The sequence below is a fragment of the Bacillus cereus group sp. BfR-BA-01441 genome (genome assembly GCF_022663075.1).
Lineage (GTDB): Bacteria > Bacillota > Bacilli > Bacillales > Bacillaceae_G > Bacillus_A > Bacillus_A cereus.
The window spans coordinates 26390-44407 of sequence record NZ_JAKUEU010000030.1 but is presented as its reverse complement, the minus strand read 5'-3'; the positions used below and the strand labels follow the sequence as shown (position 1 = coordinate 44407).

The following is an 18018-nucleotide window of genomic DNA, read 5'->3' as shown; positions in this document are numbered from 1 at the left end:
GATGATCGATGCAAAGCAATTAAACAGCTTGGCGTTAGCGTATATGGGTGATGCGGTATATGAACAATATATCCGCTATCACCTCCTTCAAAAAGGAAAAGTTCGCCCTAATCAATTACACCGCTTAGGGACGAGCTTTGTTTCAGCAAAAGCACAGGCGAAAGTTGTTTATCATTTATTAGAGACGGCATTTTTGACAGAGGAAGAAGAGGCGGTATTAAGAAGAGGGCGTAATGCAAATTCAGGTACAGTTCCGAAAAATACGGATGTACAAACATATCGACATAGTACAGCCTTTGAAGCGCTAATTGGTTATCATCATTTATTAAATAATCGTGAAAGATTAGACGAAATTGTATATAAGGCAATTGCAGTTTTAGAAGAAAAGGAAGGGGGCACATCATCATGACTAGTGAATATATTATCGGACGTAACCCTGTAATTGAAGCGTTAAGATCAGGGAGAGATATTAATAAAATTTGGATCGCAGAAGGTGCTGCCAAAGGACAAGTACAAATTGTACTAGCGTTAGCGAAAGAAAATAAGATTATTTTACAACATGCACCAAAGAAAAAGTTAGATCAATTAGTTGAGGGTAATCATCAAGGTGTAATTGCTCAAGTAGCTGCATATCAGTATGCAGAGTTAGAAGATTTATTCAAAGTGGCAGAAAAACGTAATGAAGATCCATTCTTCTTGATTTTAGATGAGATTGAAGATCCGCATAACCTAGGTTCTATTATGCGTACTGCTGATGCAACAGGAGCTCATGGAATTATTATTCCGAAGAGAAGAGCTGTGGGACTTACAGCATCAGTTGCGAAAGCATCAACAGGAGCGATTGAATACATTCCTGTTGCGCGCGTAACAAACTTATCTCGTACAATTGATGAATTAAAAGAGCGTGGACTTTGGATTGCTGGTACAGATGCCAAAGGGAAAACGGATTACCGTAATTTAGATGGTACAATGCCGATTGGGTTAGTAATTGGTAGTGAAGGAAAAGGTATGAGTCGTATTATTGGTGAAAAGTGTGATTTCTTAATCACTTTACCGATGGTTGGTAAAGTTACATCCTTAAATGCTTCAGTAGCCGCAAGTTTGTTAATGTATGAGGTATATCGTAAACGTCACGAAATTGGTAAATAAAAAATGAACGATATTTTAATCGTTGACGGTTACAACATTATCGGAGCTTGGGGAGATTTGAAGAAACTGCGGGATGTAGATTTACAATCATCAAGAGATGCGCTTATTGATAAGATGGCGGATTATCAAGGTTATACAGGTACAAAAGTGATGATAGTCTTTGATGCCTATACAGTCCATGGTATTGAAAAAAAGATGAAACAATCTCGTGTAGAAGTAATATTCACACGAAAGAATCAAACTGCAGACGAAAAGATAGAGCAACTTGCGATAGAGCTTAGAAATATAAATACACAAATATATGTTGCGACTTCTGATTATACAGAACAATGGGTTATATTTGGGCAAGGTGCCCTTCGAAAATCTGCGCGTGAATTAGAGTTGGAAGTACAAGCGATGGAACAACAAGTAAGAAGGCGCACAAAAGACACGAAAGAACAGCAGCCCGCCATGCGAAAGATATTTAGTGAAGATATTACAGAAAAATTAGAAAAATTAAGAAGAGGAGAGCGTTGAAGCATTGACGCTCTTTATCTTTTTACTGTATAATATTGCTAAATAAATAGCGGTCGGAGGGATCAAGGTGGAAGCAGGCTTCGTAAGTATAGGCGACGTTACATTTCGTGATTTAGAGGATGAGGCAATCGTTGAGTTAGTTCGAAAAGGTAATACTGACGCTCTAGAATATTTAATTCACAAGTATAAGAACTTTGTTCGTGCGAAATCAAGATCTTACTTTTTAGTGGGTGCCGATCGAGAAGACATTGTTCAAGAAGGTATGATAGGGTTGTTTAAAGCAATTCGTGATTATAAAGAGGACAAGCTGTCTTCATTCAAAGCATTTGCTGAACTATGTATCACTCGACAAATTATTACCGCTATTAAAACGGCAACAAGACAAAAACATATTCCTTTAAATTCGTATGTGTCTTTAGATAAGCCGATTTACGATGAGGAATCTGATCGAACGTTATTGGATGTTATTTCTGAAGCGAAGGTGACTGATCCTGAAGAGATGATCATTAGCCAGGAAGAATATACAGACATAGAATCAAAAATATCTGAATTATTAAGCGATTTAGAAAGGAAAGTGCTTTCTTTATATTTAGATGGTCGTTCTTATCAAGAGATTTCAGAACAGTTAAACAGGCATGTGAAATCTATTGATAACGCTTTACAAAGAGTAAAGAGAAAATTGGAACGATATATGGAAATGAGAGAAAGTACAACTTTAAATTCATAAGAAGTAACAAGTGCTACAGGTGTAAAATAAATCACCTGTTTTCTTTTGTAGAGAGTACAAAATGCATGTCATTGACATTGTCTTTTATTGTATGATACATTTTTAGGGACATAATGTTACAAGGTTGGTGTAACTAATGAGGAAAAAAGTTGTACTCTCATGTGAAGAGTGTAAAAATCGAAACTACTCTACTATGAAAGATACGAGCTCAATAGAGCGACTTGAAATAAAAAAGTTTTGTAAAACATGCAATCAGCATACAGTTCACAAGGAAACAAAATAAATAATTGAAATAATACACTGGAGGTCCCGCAGATGCGTTTAACGAACTTTTTCGGCGATGTAGGTCGCGAAATGAAAAAAGTAAGTTGGCCTAAAAAAGATGAATTACTCCGCTCAACAGCGACTGTTGTTGCTACAGTTGTGTTCTTTGCGATTTTCTTCGCAGTAGTTGATATGGGCATTTCTTCTTTAATTCGGTTAATTCTTGGTTAATTCTTGAATAAGAAGCACTTATCCATGATATAATGTTATTTATAAGAACTGTGTAAAAGCCCGGTGAACGGGTTTTTTCATTTGCGCAAAAAAATGTACGTCAGGGAGGGAAGGACGCTCGTCCTAAATGAATGGAAAAAAGTTGGTATGTTGTCCATACTTATTCTGGATATGAAAATAAAGTAAAAGCAAACCTAGAGAAACGTGTAGAATCAATGGGTATGCAAGATAAAATTTTCCGTGTTGTTGTCCCGGAAGAAGTAGAAGTAGAAATGAAAAACGGAAAAGAAAAATTAATGAAAAGAAAAGTGTTCCCAGGTTATGTATTAGTAGAATTAATCATGACTGATGACTCTTGGTATGTTGTACGTAACACGCCGGGTGTAACTGGGTTCGTTGGTTCTTCTGGTTCTGGATCTAAACCATCACCTCTATTAGAAGAGGAAGTTGTTACCATTATGAAACATATGGGAATGGATAACGAAGTGGTTGATTTCGACTTTGAACTTCATGAGACAGTACGTGTAAATGAGGGGCCATTCGCAGATTATACAGGTGCTATTGAAGAAATTGATGTGGAGAAGAAAAAGGTTAGCGTGCTTGTGGACATGTTTGGTCGCGAGACTCCAGTTGAACTTGACTTCCATCAAATTGAAAAATTATAAAATGAAACTTGAAATGAATTGTAAAAAGTGATAATATCTTTTAAGTCAGTACGTCTTCGTTATCGGAGACGTTTTTTGAAAGATTTTATCCTTACAGATAAAATATGACGTGGGAGGGCAAATCACTGTCCAATTGACCACATCACGGACTTAAGGAGGTGTGTCTCGTGGCTAAAAAGGTAATTAAAATGGTAAAGCTTCAAATTCCTGCAGGTAAAGCTAACCCAGCTCCACCAGTTGGTCCAGCATTAGGACAAGCAGGTGTTAACATCATGGGCTTCTGTAAAGAGTTTAACGCTCGTACAGCAGATCAAGCTGGTCTTATCATCCCTGTTGAAATTACGGTATTTGAGGACCGTTCATTCACTTTCATTACTAAAACTCCTCCTGCTGCTGTTCTTCTTAAGAAAGTAGCTGGTATTGAGTCTGGTTCTGGTGAACCAAACCGTAATAAAGTGGCAACTGTTAAGCGTGATAAAGTACGCGAAATCGCTGAAACTAAAATGCCTGACCTAAACGCTGCTAGCGTAGAAGCTGCAATGCGTATGGTTGAAGGTACTGCACGCAGTATGGGCATCGTTATCGAAGACTAATTCGATTTGTTTTTAAAAAAGGTTGCGGGTCTGGAATTCCAATTCGCAACCTTTATTATCGTAAATGATTATCGTTTTTAAATAAATGGATGGCGCTCATCCTCAGGTTATACCTGAAAACAGGCGTAAACGTGGGAGGTTATTCCGCTAAAACCACATTCGAGGAGGAAATAAAAATGGCTAAAAGAGGTAAAAAGTACGTAGAAGCTGCAAAGCTTGTTGATCGTGCAGCTGCTTACTCTGCGACAGAAGCAGTAGAATTAGTAAAGAAAACAAACACAGCTAAATTTGATGCAACTGTAGAAGCTGCATTCCGTTTAGGTGTTGACCCTAAGAAAGCTGACCAACAAATCCGTGGTGCAGTTGTTCTTCCACACGGTACTGGTAAAGTACAACGTGTATTAGTATTTGCTAAAGGTGAAAAAGCTAAAGAAGCTGAAGCTGCTGGAGCTGACTTCGTAGGCGATACTGATTACATCGGTAAAATCCAACAAGGTTGGTTCGATTTCGATGTAGTAGTAGCAACTCCTGACATGATGGGTGAAGTTGGTAAACTTGGTCGCGTATTAGGACCTAAAGGTTTAATGCCAAACCCTAAAACTGGAACAGTTACTTTCGATGTAACTAAAGCTGTTAACGAAATCAAAGCTGGTAAAGTTGAATACCGCGTTGATAAAGCTGGTAACATCCACGTTCCAATCGGTAAAGTATCTTTCGAAGATGCTAAATTAGTAGAAAACTTCAAAACAATTGCTGACACTTTACAAAAAGTTAAGCCAGCTGCTGCAAAAGGTACTTACATGAAGAACGTAACAGTTGCTTCTACAATGGGACCTGGCGTACGTGTAGACGTTTCTACATTAGCGTAAATTTTGGAAGTTGACTTCATAAAGAAGTTTTAATATAATCATTTATGTTGTGAATTTAATTAGTGTACCGTAGACAGTAGGTGTCAATAGACTTAATTTCCTACCTAGGTGTTAATATACGAAGCGGAATCTTTTTTCTGTGACTATATGCCTCCATGTCTACAAGTTGGGCATGGAGGTTTTTAGTGCACTTTCGGTACATCTTCTATATAATCTACAGGAGGTGTAATAACATGAGCAAAGTAATCGAAACTAAACAACAAGTTGTAACTGAAATCGCGGACAAACTTCGCGCTAGTAAATCTACAATCGTTGTTGACTACCGTGGTTTAACAGTTTCTGAAGCAACAGAATTACGTAAGCAATTACGTGAAGCTGGCGTTGAGTTCAAAGTTTACAAAAACTCTCTAACTCGTCGTGCTGCAGAATCTGCTGAAATGGCTGAGTTAAATGAATTCTTAACAGGACCAAACGCAATCGCGTTCAGTAACGAGGATGTAGTTGCTCCTGCGAAAGTATTAAACGACTTCGCTAAAGATCATGAAGCTTTAGAAATTAAAGCGGGCGTAATCGAAGGTAAACTTGTAACACTTGATGAGGTTAAAGCAATCGCTACTCTTCCATCACGTGAAGGCTTACTTTCTATGCTTCTTAGCGTTCTTCAAGCTCCAATCCGTAACCTTGCACTTGCTACTAAAGCAGTTGCAGACCAAAAGGAAGAGCAAGGCGCTTAATTTTTTAAAAGATAATTACGTATTATCGATAAAACAATACAAACCTATTTAAGGGAGGATATTTACAATGACTAAAGAACAAATCATTGAAGCAGTTAAATCTATGACTGTATTAGAACTTAACGACTTAGTAAAAGCTATCGAGGAAGAATTCGGCGTAACTGCTGCTGCTCCTGTAGCTGTTGCTGGTGGCGCTGGAGAAGCTGCTGCTGAGAAAACTGAATTTGATGTGGAACTAACTAGCGCTGGTGCACAAAAAATCAAAGTTATCAAAGTTGTTCGTGAAATCACTGGTCTTGGCTTAAAAGAAGCTAAAGAATTAGTTGACAACACTCCAAAAGTAATCAAAGAAGCTGCTGCTAAAGAAGAAGCTGAAGAAATCAAAGCTAAACTTGAAGAAGTTGGCGCTGCTGTAGAAGTTAAGTAATTAACTTTTGATGCTTTAAAAAAAGCTCGCTCTCATGCGAGCTTTTTTTTTAACTGTAAAGAAAAGAGGTGGCCATATGGCAGACCATTATTTTTCTAACGACCCTTCTAGTAAAAGTGATCGTAAGCGATGGGAGTTTGTCCTTCGTGGATCTCGATTTACTTTCTTATCTGACCATGGGGTGTTCTCGAAAAACGAAGTGGACTTTGGTTCCCGTCTTTTAATTGAAGCGTTTCAAATGCCAGATATTAAAGGTAATATATTAGACGTAGGTTGCGGATACGGTCCTATTGGTTTGTCGTTAGCGAAAGAGTTTCAAGGTCGTGAAGTTCACATGGTGGATGTGAATGAGAGGGCACTTGGGCTTGCGAAAGAAAACGCCGCTAATAACAAAATCGAGAATATACGTATTTTTCAAAGTAGCGTCTATGAAAATGTAGATGGTAAGTATGCTGCTATTCTATCTAACCCTCCAATTCGTGCGGGTAAAGATATCGTACATGAGATTTTAGAAAAAGCTGTGGAGTATTTAGTTCCAGGTGGAGAACTTTGGATTGTTATTCAAAAGAAACAAGGTGCACCGTCTGCGCTAAAAAAACTAGAAGAAGTATTTTCTGAGGTTGAGGTTGTAGAAAAGAAAAAAGGATATTATATCATAAAATCAAAAAAACGTTGACGGTTATTTTTGGCTATGTTAACATTATACAATGCCAATATATGATTTTCTGCGTTGAGAAAGATGTATATTTTTGTTTCTCTTGGAAAAGATAGTAAAATCAGCAGATTATGAAACAGAATGATGGTTTTCTTATAGAAGCCATTTTTCTTTTTTGAGCAGGTAGAAAGACTCAACGTATTTATCTTTAAGAGAAAGAGACTACGCTAATAGCAGTAGTTGTATTTATTTGTGATTTTGCACAAATTTTTTTGTGCATTTATAATACTCATGATTTGAGGGGTGAAGCAGTTGACAGGTCAACTAGTTCAATACGGACGCCACCGCCAACGAAGAAGTTATGCCCGTATTAGTGAAGTATTAGAGTTACCAAATCTTATCGAAATTCAAACCTCTTCTTATCAGTGGTTTCTTGATGAGGGTTTGCGAGAAATGTTCCAAGACATTTCTCCGATTGAAGACTTTACGGGAAATCTATCGCTTGAATTTATCGACTACAGCTTAGGTGAACCTAAATACTCTGTAGACGAATGCAAAGAGCGTGATGTGACGTATGCAGCACCACTTCGTGTAAAAGTGCGTCTAATCAACAAGGAAACTGGTGAAGTAAAAGAACAAGATGTGTTCATGGGAGATTTCCCACTCATGACAGAGACTGGAACATTCGTAATTAACGGTGCAGAACGTGTTATCGTTTCCCAGTTAGTTCGCTCTCCAAGCGTATACTATAGTGGCAAAGTGGATAAAAACGGAAAACGTGGTTTTACTGCTACTGTAATTCCAAACCGCGGAGCTTGGTTAGAGTATGAGACAGATGCTAAGGATGTTGTATATGTGCGTATTGACCGTACGCGTAAACTTCCTGTAACTGTTTTGTTACGCGCATTAGGGTTTGGCTCTGATCAAGAAATCACCGAGCTTTTAGGTGATAACGAATACTTAAGCAACACATTAGAAAAAGACAACACAGATAGCACAGAAAAAGCATTGCTTGAAATTTATGAGCGTCTACGTCCTGGTGAACCACCAACGGTAGAAAATGCTAAGAGCTTACTTGTGTCTCGTTTCTTTGATCCAAAGCGCTACGATTTAGCAAATGTAGGTCGCTATAAGATCAACAAGAAGTTACACATTAAAAACAGATTGTTTAATCAACGTTTAGCTGAAACATTAGTGGATCCAGAAACTGGTGAAATTTTAGCGGCAGAAGGAACAATCTTAGATCGTCGTACACTTGATCGCATTTTACCTTACTTAGAGAAAAACATTGGATTCAAAACAGCGAAACCAATGGGTGGAGTGGTAGAAGGCGATGTTGAGCTGCAATCTATTAAGATTTATGCTCCTGAGTCGGAAGGCGAACGCATAATTAATGTAATTGGTAATGCAAACATTACTCGTGATGTGAAACACATCACACCAGGTGATATCCTTGCTTCTATCAGTTACTTCTTCAACCTACTATACAAAGTAGGGGATACAGATGATATTGACCATTTAGGAAACCGTCGTCTGCGTTCTGTTGGAGAACTGTTACAAAATCAATTCCGTATCGGTCTTTCTCGTATGGAACGTGTTGTTCGTGAGAGAATGTCGATCCAAGATACAAATGCAATTACACCACAGGCACTAATTAATATTCGTCCTGTTATTGCATCTATTAAAGAGTTCTTCGGAAGTTCTCAGTTATCTCAGTTTATGGACCAAACAAACCCATTAGCAGAGTTAACTCACAAACGAAGACTATCTGCATTAGGACCTGGTGGTTTAACGCGTGAGCGCGCAGGCTTTGAAGTGCGTGACGTTCATTACTCTCACTACGGTCGTATGTGTCCGATTGAAACACCAGAGGGACCAAACATCGGTTTGATTAACTCATTATCTTCGTTCGCGAAAGTAAATGAGTTTGGTTTCATTGAAACACCATACCGTCGTGTTGACCCAGAAACTGGTCTTGTAACAGGGCATGTTGATTACTTAACAGCAGATGAAGAAGATAACTATGTTGTAGCCCAAGCGAATATGAAATTATCTGACGAAGGTGAATTCCTAAGTGAAGATATCGTAGCTCGTTTCCGTGGTGAAAACATTGTCACAAATAGAGAACGCATCGACTACATGGATGTATCTCCAAAACAAGTAGTGTCGGCAGCGACAGCTTGTATTCCGTTCTTAGAAAACGATGACTCTAACCGCGCACTTATGGGAGCGAACATGCAACGTCAGGCGGTTCCGTTAATGAATCCGGAATCTCCGATTGTAGGTACAGGTATGGAGTACGTATCAGCAAAAGACTCAGGTGCTGCAGTAATCTGTAAACATCCTGGTGTTGTTGAGCGCGTAGAAGCACGTGAAGTTTGGGTACGTCGCTATGTAGAAGTTGACGGTCAAACAGTAAAAGGCGACTTAGATCGCTACAAAATGCAAAAATTCATTCGTTCTAACCAAGGAACTTGTTACAACCAACGTCCAATCGTAAGTGTTGGAAATGAAGTTGTAAAAGGTGAAATCCTTGCGGATGGTCCTTCTATGGAATTAGGTGAACTAGCACTTGGACGTAACGTGCTTGTTGGCTTCATGACTTGGGACGGTTATAACTACGAGGATGCGATCATCATGAGTGAGCGCCTTGTAAAAGATGATGTGTACACTTCTATTCATATTGAAGAATATGAATCAGAAGCTCGTGATACGAAGCTTGGACCAGAAGAAATTACACGCGACATTCCAAACGTTGGGGAAGACGCATTACGTAACCTTGACGAGCGCGGTATCATTCGCGTTGGTGCTGAAGTAAAAGATGGAGATTTACTTGTTGGTAAAGTAACACCTAAAGGTGTAACAGAATTAACAGCTGAAGAACGTCTATTACATGCTATCTTTGGAGAAAAAGCGCGTGAAGTACGTGATACATCACTACGTGTACCACACGGTGGTGGCGGTATTATCTTAGACGTAAAAGTATTCAACCGTGAAGATGGCGATGAATTGCCACCGGGCGTGAATCAACTTGTACGTGCATATATCGTTCAAAAACGTAAAATTTCTGAAGGTGACAAGATGGCCGGACGTCACGGTAACAAAGGTGTTATTTCTCGTATTTTACCAGAAGAAGATATGCCTTACCTACCAGACGGTACGCCAATCGATATCATGTTAAACCCATTAGGGGTACCATCTCGTATGAATATCGGTCAGGTATTAGAGCTTCATCTTGGTATGGCAGCAAGATACCTTGGCATTCACATTGCAACACCAGTATTCGATGGTGCTCGTGAGGAAGATGTTTGGGGCACAATTGAAGAAGCTGGTATGGCAAATGACGCGAAAACAATCCTGTATGACGGACGTACTGGTGAACCATTCGATAACCGCGTATCTGTTGGTGTCATGTATATGATCAAACTTGCGCACATGGTTGACGATAAACTTCATGCTCGTTCTACTGGACCATACTCACTTGTAACGCAGCAACCTCTTGGAGGTAAAGCTCAGTTCGGTGGACAGCGTTTCGGTGAGATGGAGGTTTGGGCACTTGAAGCTTACGGTGCTGCTTATACTCTTCAAGAAATCTTAACAGTGAAGTCTGATGATGTTGTTGGACGTGTTAAGACTTATGAAGCAATTGTTAAAGGCGAAAATGTTCCAGAACCAGGCGTTCCTGAATCATTCAAAGTATTGATTAAAGAGCTGCAAAGTTTAGGTATGGACGTTAAAATGATGTCTAGCGACGATACAGAAATTGAAATGCGTGATACAGAAGATGACGATGATCATCAATCAGCAGATAAATTGAATGTCGAAGTTGAGACAACTAAGGAATAATTGGGATAACCTGTAGACTAAAAGGGAGGTAGGCCCCTTGATAGATGTAAATAACTTTGAATATATGAAGATTGGACTTGCTTCACCTGACAAGATTCGTTCTTGGTCATACGGTGAAGTTAAGAAACCAGAAACTATTAACTATCGTACGTTAAAGCCTGAAAAAGATGGCTTGTTCTGTGAGCGTATTTTCGGACCACAAAAGGACTGGGAATGTCATTGCGGAAAATACAAACGTGTACGTTATAAAGGTGTAGTTTGTGATCGATGTGGTGTTGAAGTAACGCGTGCAAAAGTACGTCGTGAACGTATGGGTCATATCGAATTAGCTGCTCCTGTATCTCATATTTGGTATTTCAAAGGTATCCCGAGCCGCATGGGACTTGTCTTAGACATGTCCCCTCGCGCGCTTGAAGAAGTAATTTATTTCGCTTCTTATGTTGTAACAGAAAGTGGAGATACACCACTTGATAAGAAGCAATTACTTTCTGAAAAAGAATACCGTGCATATCGTGATCGATATGGTAGCACATTCCAAGCTGCTATGGGTGCAGAAGCAATTAAAAAGCTACTACAAGACATCGATTTAGATAAAGAAGTAGACTTCTTAAAAGAAGAATTAAAAACAGCACAAGGACAACGCCGTACTCGTGCTATTAAACGTCTAGAAGTATTAGAAGCATTCCGTAACTCTGGAAATGAACCGTCTTGGATGATCTTAGATGTTCTACCAGTAATCCCACCAGAACTACGCCCAATGGTACAGTTAGACGGTGGACGTTTTGCTACTTCTGACTTAAACGACTTATACCGTCGTGTAATTAACCGTAACAACCGTTTAAAACGTCTATTGGACTTAGGTGCACCAAGCATCATCGTTCAAAACGAAAAACGTATGTTACAAGAAGCTGTAGACGCATTAATCGATAATGGTCGTCGTGGCCGTCCAGTTACTGGGCCAGGTAACCGTCCATTAAAATCACTATCTCACATGCTTAAAGGTAAACAAGGACGTTTCCGTCAAAACTTATTAGGTAAACGTGTTGACTACTCTGGTCGTTCTGTAATCGTTGTAGGACCGAACTTAAAGATGTATCAATGTGGATTGCCAAAAGAAATGGCGCTTGAACTGTTCAAACCTTTCGTAATGAAAGAGTTAGTTGAAAAAGGATTAGCACATAACATTAAGAGTGCGAAACGTAAAATCGAGCGTGTACAACCTGAAGTTTGGGACGTTTTAGAGTCTGTGATTAAAGAACATCCAGTACTTCTAAACCGCGCACCAACACTTCACCGTCTTGGTATCCAGGCGTTTGAACCTACATTAGTAGAAGGTCGCGCAATCCGTCTTCACCCACTTGTATGTACTGCATACAACGCGGACTTTGACGGTGACCAAATGGCCGTTCACGTACCTTTATCATCAGAAGCTCAAGCTGAAGCTCGTCTTCTTATGTTAGCGGCACAAAACATCTTGAACCCGAAAGACGGTAAACCAGTTGTTACTCCATCTCAGGATATGGTATTAGGTAACTATTACTTAACACTTGAGCGTGAAGGTGCAATCGGTGAAGGTATGGTCTTCAAAGATGCAAACGAAGCATTGCTTGCATATCAAAATGGATATGTTCATCTTCATACACGTGTTGCAGTAGCTGCAAGTGCAGTAAACAACGCAACATTTACTGAAGAGCAAAAGAGTATGCTTCTATTAACAACAGTTGGTAAATTAATATTTAACGAAATCTTACCAGAGTCGTTCCCTTATATTAATGAACCAACAAATTCAAACCTTGAAAAAGAAACACCAGCGAAATATTTCGTTGAAAAAGGTGCGAACATTAAAGAAATTATTGCTAGTCGCGAAGAAGTGGCGCCATTTAGCAAGAAGATCCTTGGTAACATCATTGCGGAAGTGTTCAAACGTTTCCAAATTACAGAAACGTCTCGCATGCTTGATCGTATGAAAAACTTAGGATTCAAGTACTCTACAAAAGCTGGTATTACAGTTGGGGTATCTGACATTCTTGTATTAGGCGAAAAAGATGAAATTCTCCACGAAGCACAAGCAAAAGTAGATAATGTAATTAAACAATTCCGTCGCGGTTTAATCACGGAAGAAGAACGTTACGATCGCGTTATCTCTATTTGGAGTAATGCAAAAGATGTTATCCAAGGAAAACTGATGAAATCCTTGAATAAACGCAACCCAATCTTCATGATGAGTGACTCAGGTGCCCGTGGTAACGCATCTAACTTTACTCAGCTTGCTGGTATGCGTGGTCTTATGGCCAATCCATCTGGTCGTATCATCGAACTTCCAATCAAATCGAGTTTCCGTGAAGGTTTAACAGTACTTGAGTACTTCATCTCTACGCATGGTGCGCGTAAAGGTCTTGCCGATACAGCACTTAAAACTGCCGATTCTGGTTACTTAACACGTCGTCTTGTTGACGTTGCACAAGATGTAATCGTTCGTGAAGATGATTGTGGAACAGATCGCGGTTTATTAATTGGTGCGATTAAAGAGGGTAATGAAGTTATCGAGTCATTATATGATCGTCTTGTTGGACGTTTTGCAAGAAAAACTGTAAAACATCCTGAAACAGGTGAAGTATTAGTTGCTGAAAATCAATTAATTACTGAAGATATCGCTCATATCGTTGAAAATTCGGGTGTTGAAACTGTAAACATTCGTTCAGCGTTTACGTGTAACACTCGCCACGGTGTATGTAAGAAGTGTTACGGTCGTAACTTAGCAACTGGAACAGACGTAGAAGTAGGAGAAGCGGTAGGTATTATCGCAGCTCAATCTATCGGTGAGCCAGGTACACAGTTAACGATGCGTACATTCCATACAGGTGGGGTTGCCGGAGATGATATTACTCAAGGTTTACCTCGTATCCAAGAGATCTTCGAAGCTCGTAATCCGAAAGGTCAGGCAGTTATCAGTGAAATCGACGGTGTTATCGCAGCGATCAACGACGTTAAAGATCGCCAAGAAGTAGTTGTACAGGGTGAAGTTGAAGCTCGTACGTATGCTATTCCTTACGGTGCTCGTCTGAAAGTAACTCCAGGACAGCCAATTAGCCACGGTAAAGAGTTAACAGAAGGTTCTATTGATCCGAAAGAATTACTAAAAGTAACGGACATTACGGCGGTTCAAGAATACTTATTACGTGAAGTTCAAAAAGTATACCGTATGCAAGGGGTAGAAATTGGTGACAAACACGTAGAGGTAATGGTACGTCAAATGTTACGTAAAGTTCGTGTAAGTGATGCAGGTGAAACAGATGTATTACCAGGAACATTACTAGATATCCATCAGTTTACTGATGCGAATGCTAAGGTCTTACTGCAAGGTAAGCAACCAGCAACAGCTAGACCTGTTCTACTTGGTATTACAAAAGCTTCACTTGAAACAGATTCATTCTTATCTGCAGCATCGTTCCAAGAAACAACTCGTGTCTTAACTGATGCAGCAATTAAGGGTAAACGCGATGAACTTCTAGGATTAAAAGAAAATGTTATTATCGGTAAACTTGTTCCTGCTGGAACAGGTATGAATCGTTATCGCAAAGTGGATCTTGTAAAAACAACACAAGATGACATGAACGTAGAAAACGATGAGGTTTATGTGGAACAGTAAAATTTTCCGTCATAAATTTTGTATAAAAACAATTAATCTTAGTTGACATTGTATGAGTCAAAATGTTACTATAATCAAGGTTGCTCCTGAACGATGCTTTGGAGGATATTTATATGTCTTATCAAAAAGTATCAACTGCTGAAAATGTAGTCGTTGGTCATAAACGCACATTGGAAGCAATCAAAAATGGTACAGTTAAAGAAGTTGTCATCGCAGAGGATGCTGACATGCGGTTAACCCATGCTATCATTCGTATTGCAATGCAATATAACGTGCCCATAACAAAAGTTGAATCAGTTCGTAAGCTTGGTAAAGCTTCGGGGATTCAAGTGGGAGCTTCAGCAATAGGAATAATAAGTTAAAACTGTTTTTGTGAGGAGAGAGCATTTGCTCTTCCTTGCAAAAACTTTGTTTTCAACTAATAATGAACCACCTGGATATGTGGTCATACAAACATGCGAAGGGAGGATAATCAAATGCCTACTATTAACCAATTAGTGAGAAATGGTCGTACTGATAAAGTATGGAAATCTAAATCACCTGCGTTAAACAAAGGTTTTAACTCTTTAAAGAAAAAATCAACTGATATCTCTGCACCTCAAAAACGTGGTGTATGTACTCGTGTTGGTACAATGACTCCAAAGAAACCTAACTCAGCGTTACGTAAATACGCTCGTGTACGTTTAACAAACGGTATCGAGGTTACAGCTTACATCCCAGGTATCGGTCATAACCTACAAGAGCATAGCGTAGTATTAATTCGCGGTGGTCGTGTAAAGGATTTACCGGGGGTACGTTACCACATCGTTCGTGGTGCGCTTGACACAGCTGGTGTTGACAAACGTATGCAAGGACGTTCTAAATATGGTACTAAGAGACCAAAACCTGCTAAAAAATAATAACTTTAAAATGAAAGGAGGAACTCAATATGCCTCGTAAAGGACCTGTTGCGAAACGTGACGTGTTACCAGATCCAATGTACAATTCGAAGCTAGTAACACGCCTTATCAACAAAATGATGGTTGACGGTAAAAAAGGTAAATCTCAAACAATTCTTTATAATGCGTTCGATATCGTAAACGAACGTACTGGTAAAGAGCCAATGGAAGTATTCGAGCAAGCTCTTAAGAACATCATGCCTGTTCTTGAAGTACGCGCTCGTCGTGTTGGTGGTGCTAACTACCAAGTTCCAGTTGAGGTTCGTCCAGAACGCCGTACAACTTTAGGTCTTCGTTGGTTAGTAAACTACGCTCGTCTTCGTGGTGAAAAAACTATGGAAGAGCGTCTTGCTAACGAAATCTTAGATGCAGCTAACAACGCTGGTGCATCTGTTAAGAAACGTGAAGACACTCATAAAATGGCAGAAGCTAACAAAGCATTTGCTCATTACCGTTGGTAGGATTCAACGTAAAATAAATGTAAGCATAAACCGCTTTATTTGTCGCTTATGGAAGTGTGGAGAGGGAGAATGCCTCTCCCTTTCATCGGGCGCTCGTTTTACATAATGAGAGTACTGGACATACTGACATGTGTAACAATATAAAGTGGCTTTTTTGCTACTTAAAATAAAAAAATCCAATCCATATATGGAAGGAGCAAGACACCAAATGGCAAGAGAGTTCTCTTTAGAAAACACTCGTAATATTGGTATCATGGCTCACATCGATGCTGGTAAAACAACAGCAACTGAGCGTATTCTGTACTACACAGGACGTATTCATAAAATCGGTGAAACTCACGAAGGTGCATCTCAGATGGACTGGATGGAGCAAGAGCAAGAGCGTGGTATCACAATTACTTCTGCTGCAACTACAGCACAATGGAAAGGTCATCGTGTAAACATCATTGATACTCCAGGACACGTAGATTTCACAGTAGAAGTAGAACGTTCTTTACGCGTACTTGATGGCGCTGTAGCAGTACTTGATGCGCAATCTGGTGTAGAACCACAAACAGAAACTGTTTGGCGTCAGGCTACTACTTACGGCGTACCTCGTATCGTATTCGTTAACAAAATGGATAAGATCGGTGCAGATTTCTTATACTCTGTAGGAACAATCCACGATCGTTTACAAGCAAACGCACATCCAATTCAGTTACCAATCGGTGCTGAAGATGAGTTCAATGGTATCATTGACCTTGTTGAAGAGTGTGCTTACATGTACGGTAACGATTTAGGAACAGACATTCAACGTGTTGAAATTCCTGAAGAGCACAAAGAATTAGCTGAAGAATACCGTGGAAAACTTATTGAAGCGGTAGCTGAGCTTGATGAAGAAATGATGATGAAGTACCTAGAAGGTGAAGAAATCACTGTAGAAGAGCTTAAAGCTGGTATCCGTAAGGCTACAACTTCTGTAGAATTCTTCCCAGTAATCTGTGGTTCTGCATTCAAAAACAAAGGTGTTCAAATTCTGTTAGACGCAGTTATCGACTACCTTCCATCTCCACTAGATGTACCTGCTATTAAAGGTACTCTACCGGATACAGATGAAGAAGTAGAACGTAAGTCTAGCGATGAAGAACCATTCGCAGCTTTAGCATTCAAAATCATGACTGACCCTTATGTTGGTAAGTTAACGTTCTTCCGTGTGTACTCTGGTGTGTTAAACTCTGGATCATACGTGAAAAACTCAACTAAAGGTAAGCGTGAGCGTGTAGGTCGTATCCTACAAATGCACGCTAACAGCCGTGAAGAGATTTCAACAGTTTACGCTGGTGATATCGCTGCTGCTGTAGGTTTAAAAGATACTACTACTGGTGATACTCTTTGTGACGAGAAGAGCCTTGTTATCCTTGAGTCTATGGAATTCCCAGAGCCAGTTATCTCTGTAGCTATCGAACCAAAATCTAAAGCTGACCAAGATAAAATGGGTACAGCATTATCTAAGCTTTCTGAAGAAGATCCAACATTCCGTGCTCACACTGACCAAGAAACTGGCCAAACTATCATCGCTGGTATGGGTGAACTTCACCTTGATATCATCGTTGACCGTATGCGCCGTGAATTCAAAGTGGAAGCAAACGTTGGTGCTCCTCAGGTAGCATACCGTGAGACTTTCCGCGCTGCTGCGAAAGTTGAAGGTAAGTTCGCTCGTCAATCTGGTGGTCGTGGACAATTCGGTCACGTTTGGATTGAGTTTGAACCTAACGAAGAAGGTAAAGGATTCGAATTCGAAAACAAGATCGTCGGTGGTGTAGTTCCTCGTGAATACATCCCAGCTGTTGGAGCAGGTCTTGAAGATGCACTTAAAAATGGTGTACTAGCTGGTTATCCACTAGTTGACATTAAAGCTGCATTAGTTGACGGATCTTACCATGATGTCGATTCATCTGAGATGGCGTTCAAAATCGCTGCATCTATGGCACTTAAAGCTGCGGTTTCTAAATGTAGCCCAGTAATTCTTGAGCCAATGATGAAAGTTGAAGTTGTAATTCCTGAAGAGTACATGGGTGACATTATGGGTGACGTAACATCTCGTCGTGGACGTGTAGAAGGTATGGAAGCTCGCGGTAACGCACAAGTTGTTCGCGCTATGGTTCCACTTTCTGAAATGTTCGGTTATGCAACGTCATTACGTTCTAACACTCAAGGACGCGGAACATTCTCTATGGTGTTTGACCACTATGAAGAAGTACCAAAGTCTGTTTCTGAAGAAATTATCAAAAAAAATAAAGGTGAATAATTGATTT

Annotated in this window: 18 protein-coding genes and 1 other annotated feature; all 18 genes read left to right on the top strand. The window is 39.7% G+C overall.

Translation table 11 applies throughout. The features are described 5' to 3' along the window. Window position 1: 1 nt before the first annotated feature. A complete protein-coding gene (locus MR107_RS14780; protein ID WP_000564261.1) occupies window positions 2-409 on the top strand; it encodes a Mini-ribonuclease 3 in 408 nt (135 codons plus the stop codon). Next, on the top strand, window positions 406-1149 hold the full coding sequence (gene rlmB / locus MR107_RS14775) for a 23S rRNA (guanosine(2251)-2'-O)-methyltransferase RlmB (protein WP_000200237.1): 744 nt from the start codon (window positions 406-408) through the stop codon (window positions 1147-1149). The genes MR107_RS14780 and rlmB overlap by 4 nt, the downstream gene beginning before the upstream one ends. A gap of 3 nt (window positions 1150-1152) precedes the next feature. Next, on the top strand, window positions 1153-1665 hold the full coding sequence (locus tag MR107_RS14770; protein WP_227078168.1) for an NYN domain-containing protein: 513 nt from the start codon (window positions 1153-1155) through the stop codon (window positions 1663-1665). Window positions 1666-1732: 67 nt separating this feature from the next. Further along, window positions 1733-2392, top strand: coding sequence for an RNA polymerase factor sigma-70 (locus MR107_RS14765; protein ID WP_000387193.1), 660 nt, complete (start codon window positions 1733-1735; stop codon window positions 2390-2392). Window positions 2393-2528: 136 nt separating this feature from the next. Further along, complete coding sequence (rpmG, locus tag MR107_RS14760) at window positions 2529-2675, top strand: 50S ribosomal protein L33 (protein ID WP_014481927.1); 147 nt, start codon at window positions 2529-2531, stop codon at window positions 2673-2675. Window positions 2676-2707: 32 nt separating this feature from the next. Beyond that, a complete protein-coding gene (gene secE / locus MR107_RS14755) occupies window positions 2708-2887 on the top strand; it encodes a preprotein translocase subunit SecE (protein ID WP_001241323.1) in 180 nt (59 codons plus the stop codon). 131 nt (window positions 2888-3018) lie between these two features. After that, on the top strand, window positions 3019-3552 hold the full coding sequence (nusG, locus tag MR107_RS14750; protein ID WP_000415794.1) for a transcription termination/antitermination protein NusG: 534 nt from the start codon (window positions 3019-3021) through the stop codon (window positions 3550-3552). 167 nt (window positions 3553-3719) lie between these two features. Beyond that, on the top strand, window positions 3720-4145 hold the full coding sequence (gene rplK, locus MR107_RS14745) for a 50S ribosomal protein L11 (protein ID WP_001085872.1): 426 nt from the start codon (window positions 3720-3722) through the stop codon (window positions 4143-4145). Window positions 4146-4321: 176 nt separating this feature from the next. After that, entirely contained in the window at window positions 4322-5014 is a 693-nt protein-coding gene (gene rplA / locus MR107_RS14740; RefSeq protein ID WP_001987630.1) for a 50S ribosomal protein L1, read from the top strand. Window positions 5015-5063: 49 nt separating this feature from the next. Continuing rightward, window positions 5064-5208, top strand: a sequence feature (ribosomal protein L10 leader region). 39 nt (window positions 5209-5247) lie between these two features. After that, on the top strand, window positions 5248-5748 hold the full coding sequence (rplJ, locus tag MR107_RS14735) for a 50S ribosomal protein L10 (RefSeq protein ID WP_000048716.1): 501 nt from the start codon (window positions 5248-5250) through the stop codon (window positions 5746-5748). A gap of 67 nt (window positions 5749-5815) precedes the next feature. After that, the gene (gene rplL / locus MR107_RS14730) at window positions 5816-6175 is read left to right on the top strand and encodes a 50S ribosomal protein L7/L12 (RefSeq protein ID WP_000159736.1); all 360 of its coding nucleotides are present in this window, start codon (window positions 5816-5818) and stop codon (window positions 6173-6175) included. A 76-nt stretch (window positions 6176-6251) separates the two neighbouring features. Beyond that, window positions 6252-6851, top strand: a complete 600-nt coding sequence (locus tag MR107_RS14725; protein ID WP_000763289.1) for a class I SAM-dependent methyltransferase — start codon at window positions 6252-6254, stop codon at window positions 6849-6851. A gap of 291 nt (window positions 6852-7142) precedes the next feature. Then, on the top strand, window positions 7143-10676 hold the full coding sequence (gene rpoB / locus MR107_RS14720; RefSeq protein ID WP_226368332.1) for a DNA-directed RNA polymerase subunit beta: 3534 nt from the start codon (window positions 7143-7145) through the stop codon (window positions 10674-10676). 37 nt (window positions 10677-10713) lie between these two features. After that, complete coding sequence (gene rpoC, locus MR107_RS14715) at window positions 10714-14325, top strand: DNA-directed RNA polymerase subunit beta' (protein ID WP_000567939.1); 3612 nt, start codon at window positions 10714-10716, stop codon at window positions 14323-14325. Between the two features lie 113 nt (window positions 14326-14438). Continuing rightward, window positions 14439-14687, top strand: coding sequence for a 50S ribosomal protein L7ae-like protein (locus MR107_RS14710; RefSeq protein WP_000121836.1), 249 nt, complete (start codon window positions 14439-14441; stop codon window positions 14685-14687). A 114-nt stretch (window positions 14688-14801) separates the two neighbouring features. Continuing rightward, a complete protein-coding gene (gene rpsL, locus MR107_RS14705) occupies window positions 14802-15224 on the top strand; it encodes a 30S ribosomal protein S12 (RefSeq protein WP_001142341.1) in 423 nt (140 codons plus the stop codon). 29 nt (window positions 15225-15253) lie between these two features. Further along, complete coding sequence (gene rpsG / locus MR107_RS14700) at window positions 15254-15724, top strand: 30S ribosomal protein S7 (RefSeq protein ID WP_001137491.1); 471 nt, start codon at window positions 15254-15256, stop codon at window positions 15722-15724. A gap of 208 nt (window positions 15725-15932) precedes the next feature. After that, window positions 15933-18011 carry an elongation factor G gene (gene fusA, locus MR107_RS14695; RefSeq protein ID WP_000090370.1) on the top strand — a complete coding sequence of 693 codons (2079 nt, stop codon included), beginning with the start codon at window positions 15933-15935 and terminating at the stop codon, window positions 18009-18011. Window positions 18012-18018 lie beyond the last annotated feature (7 nt).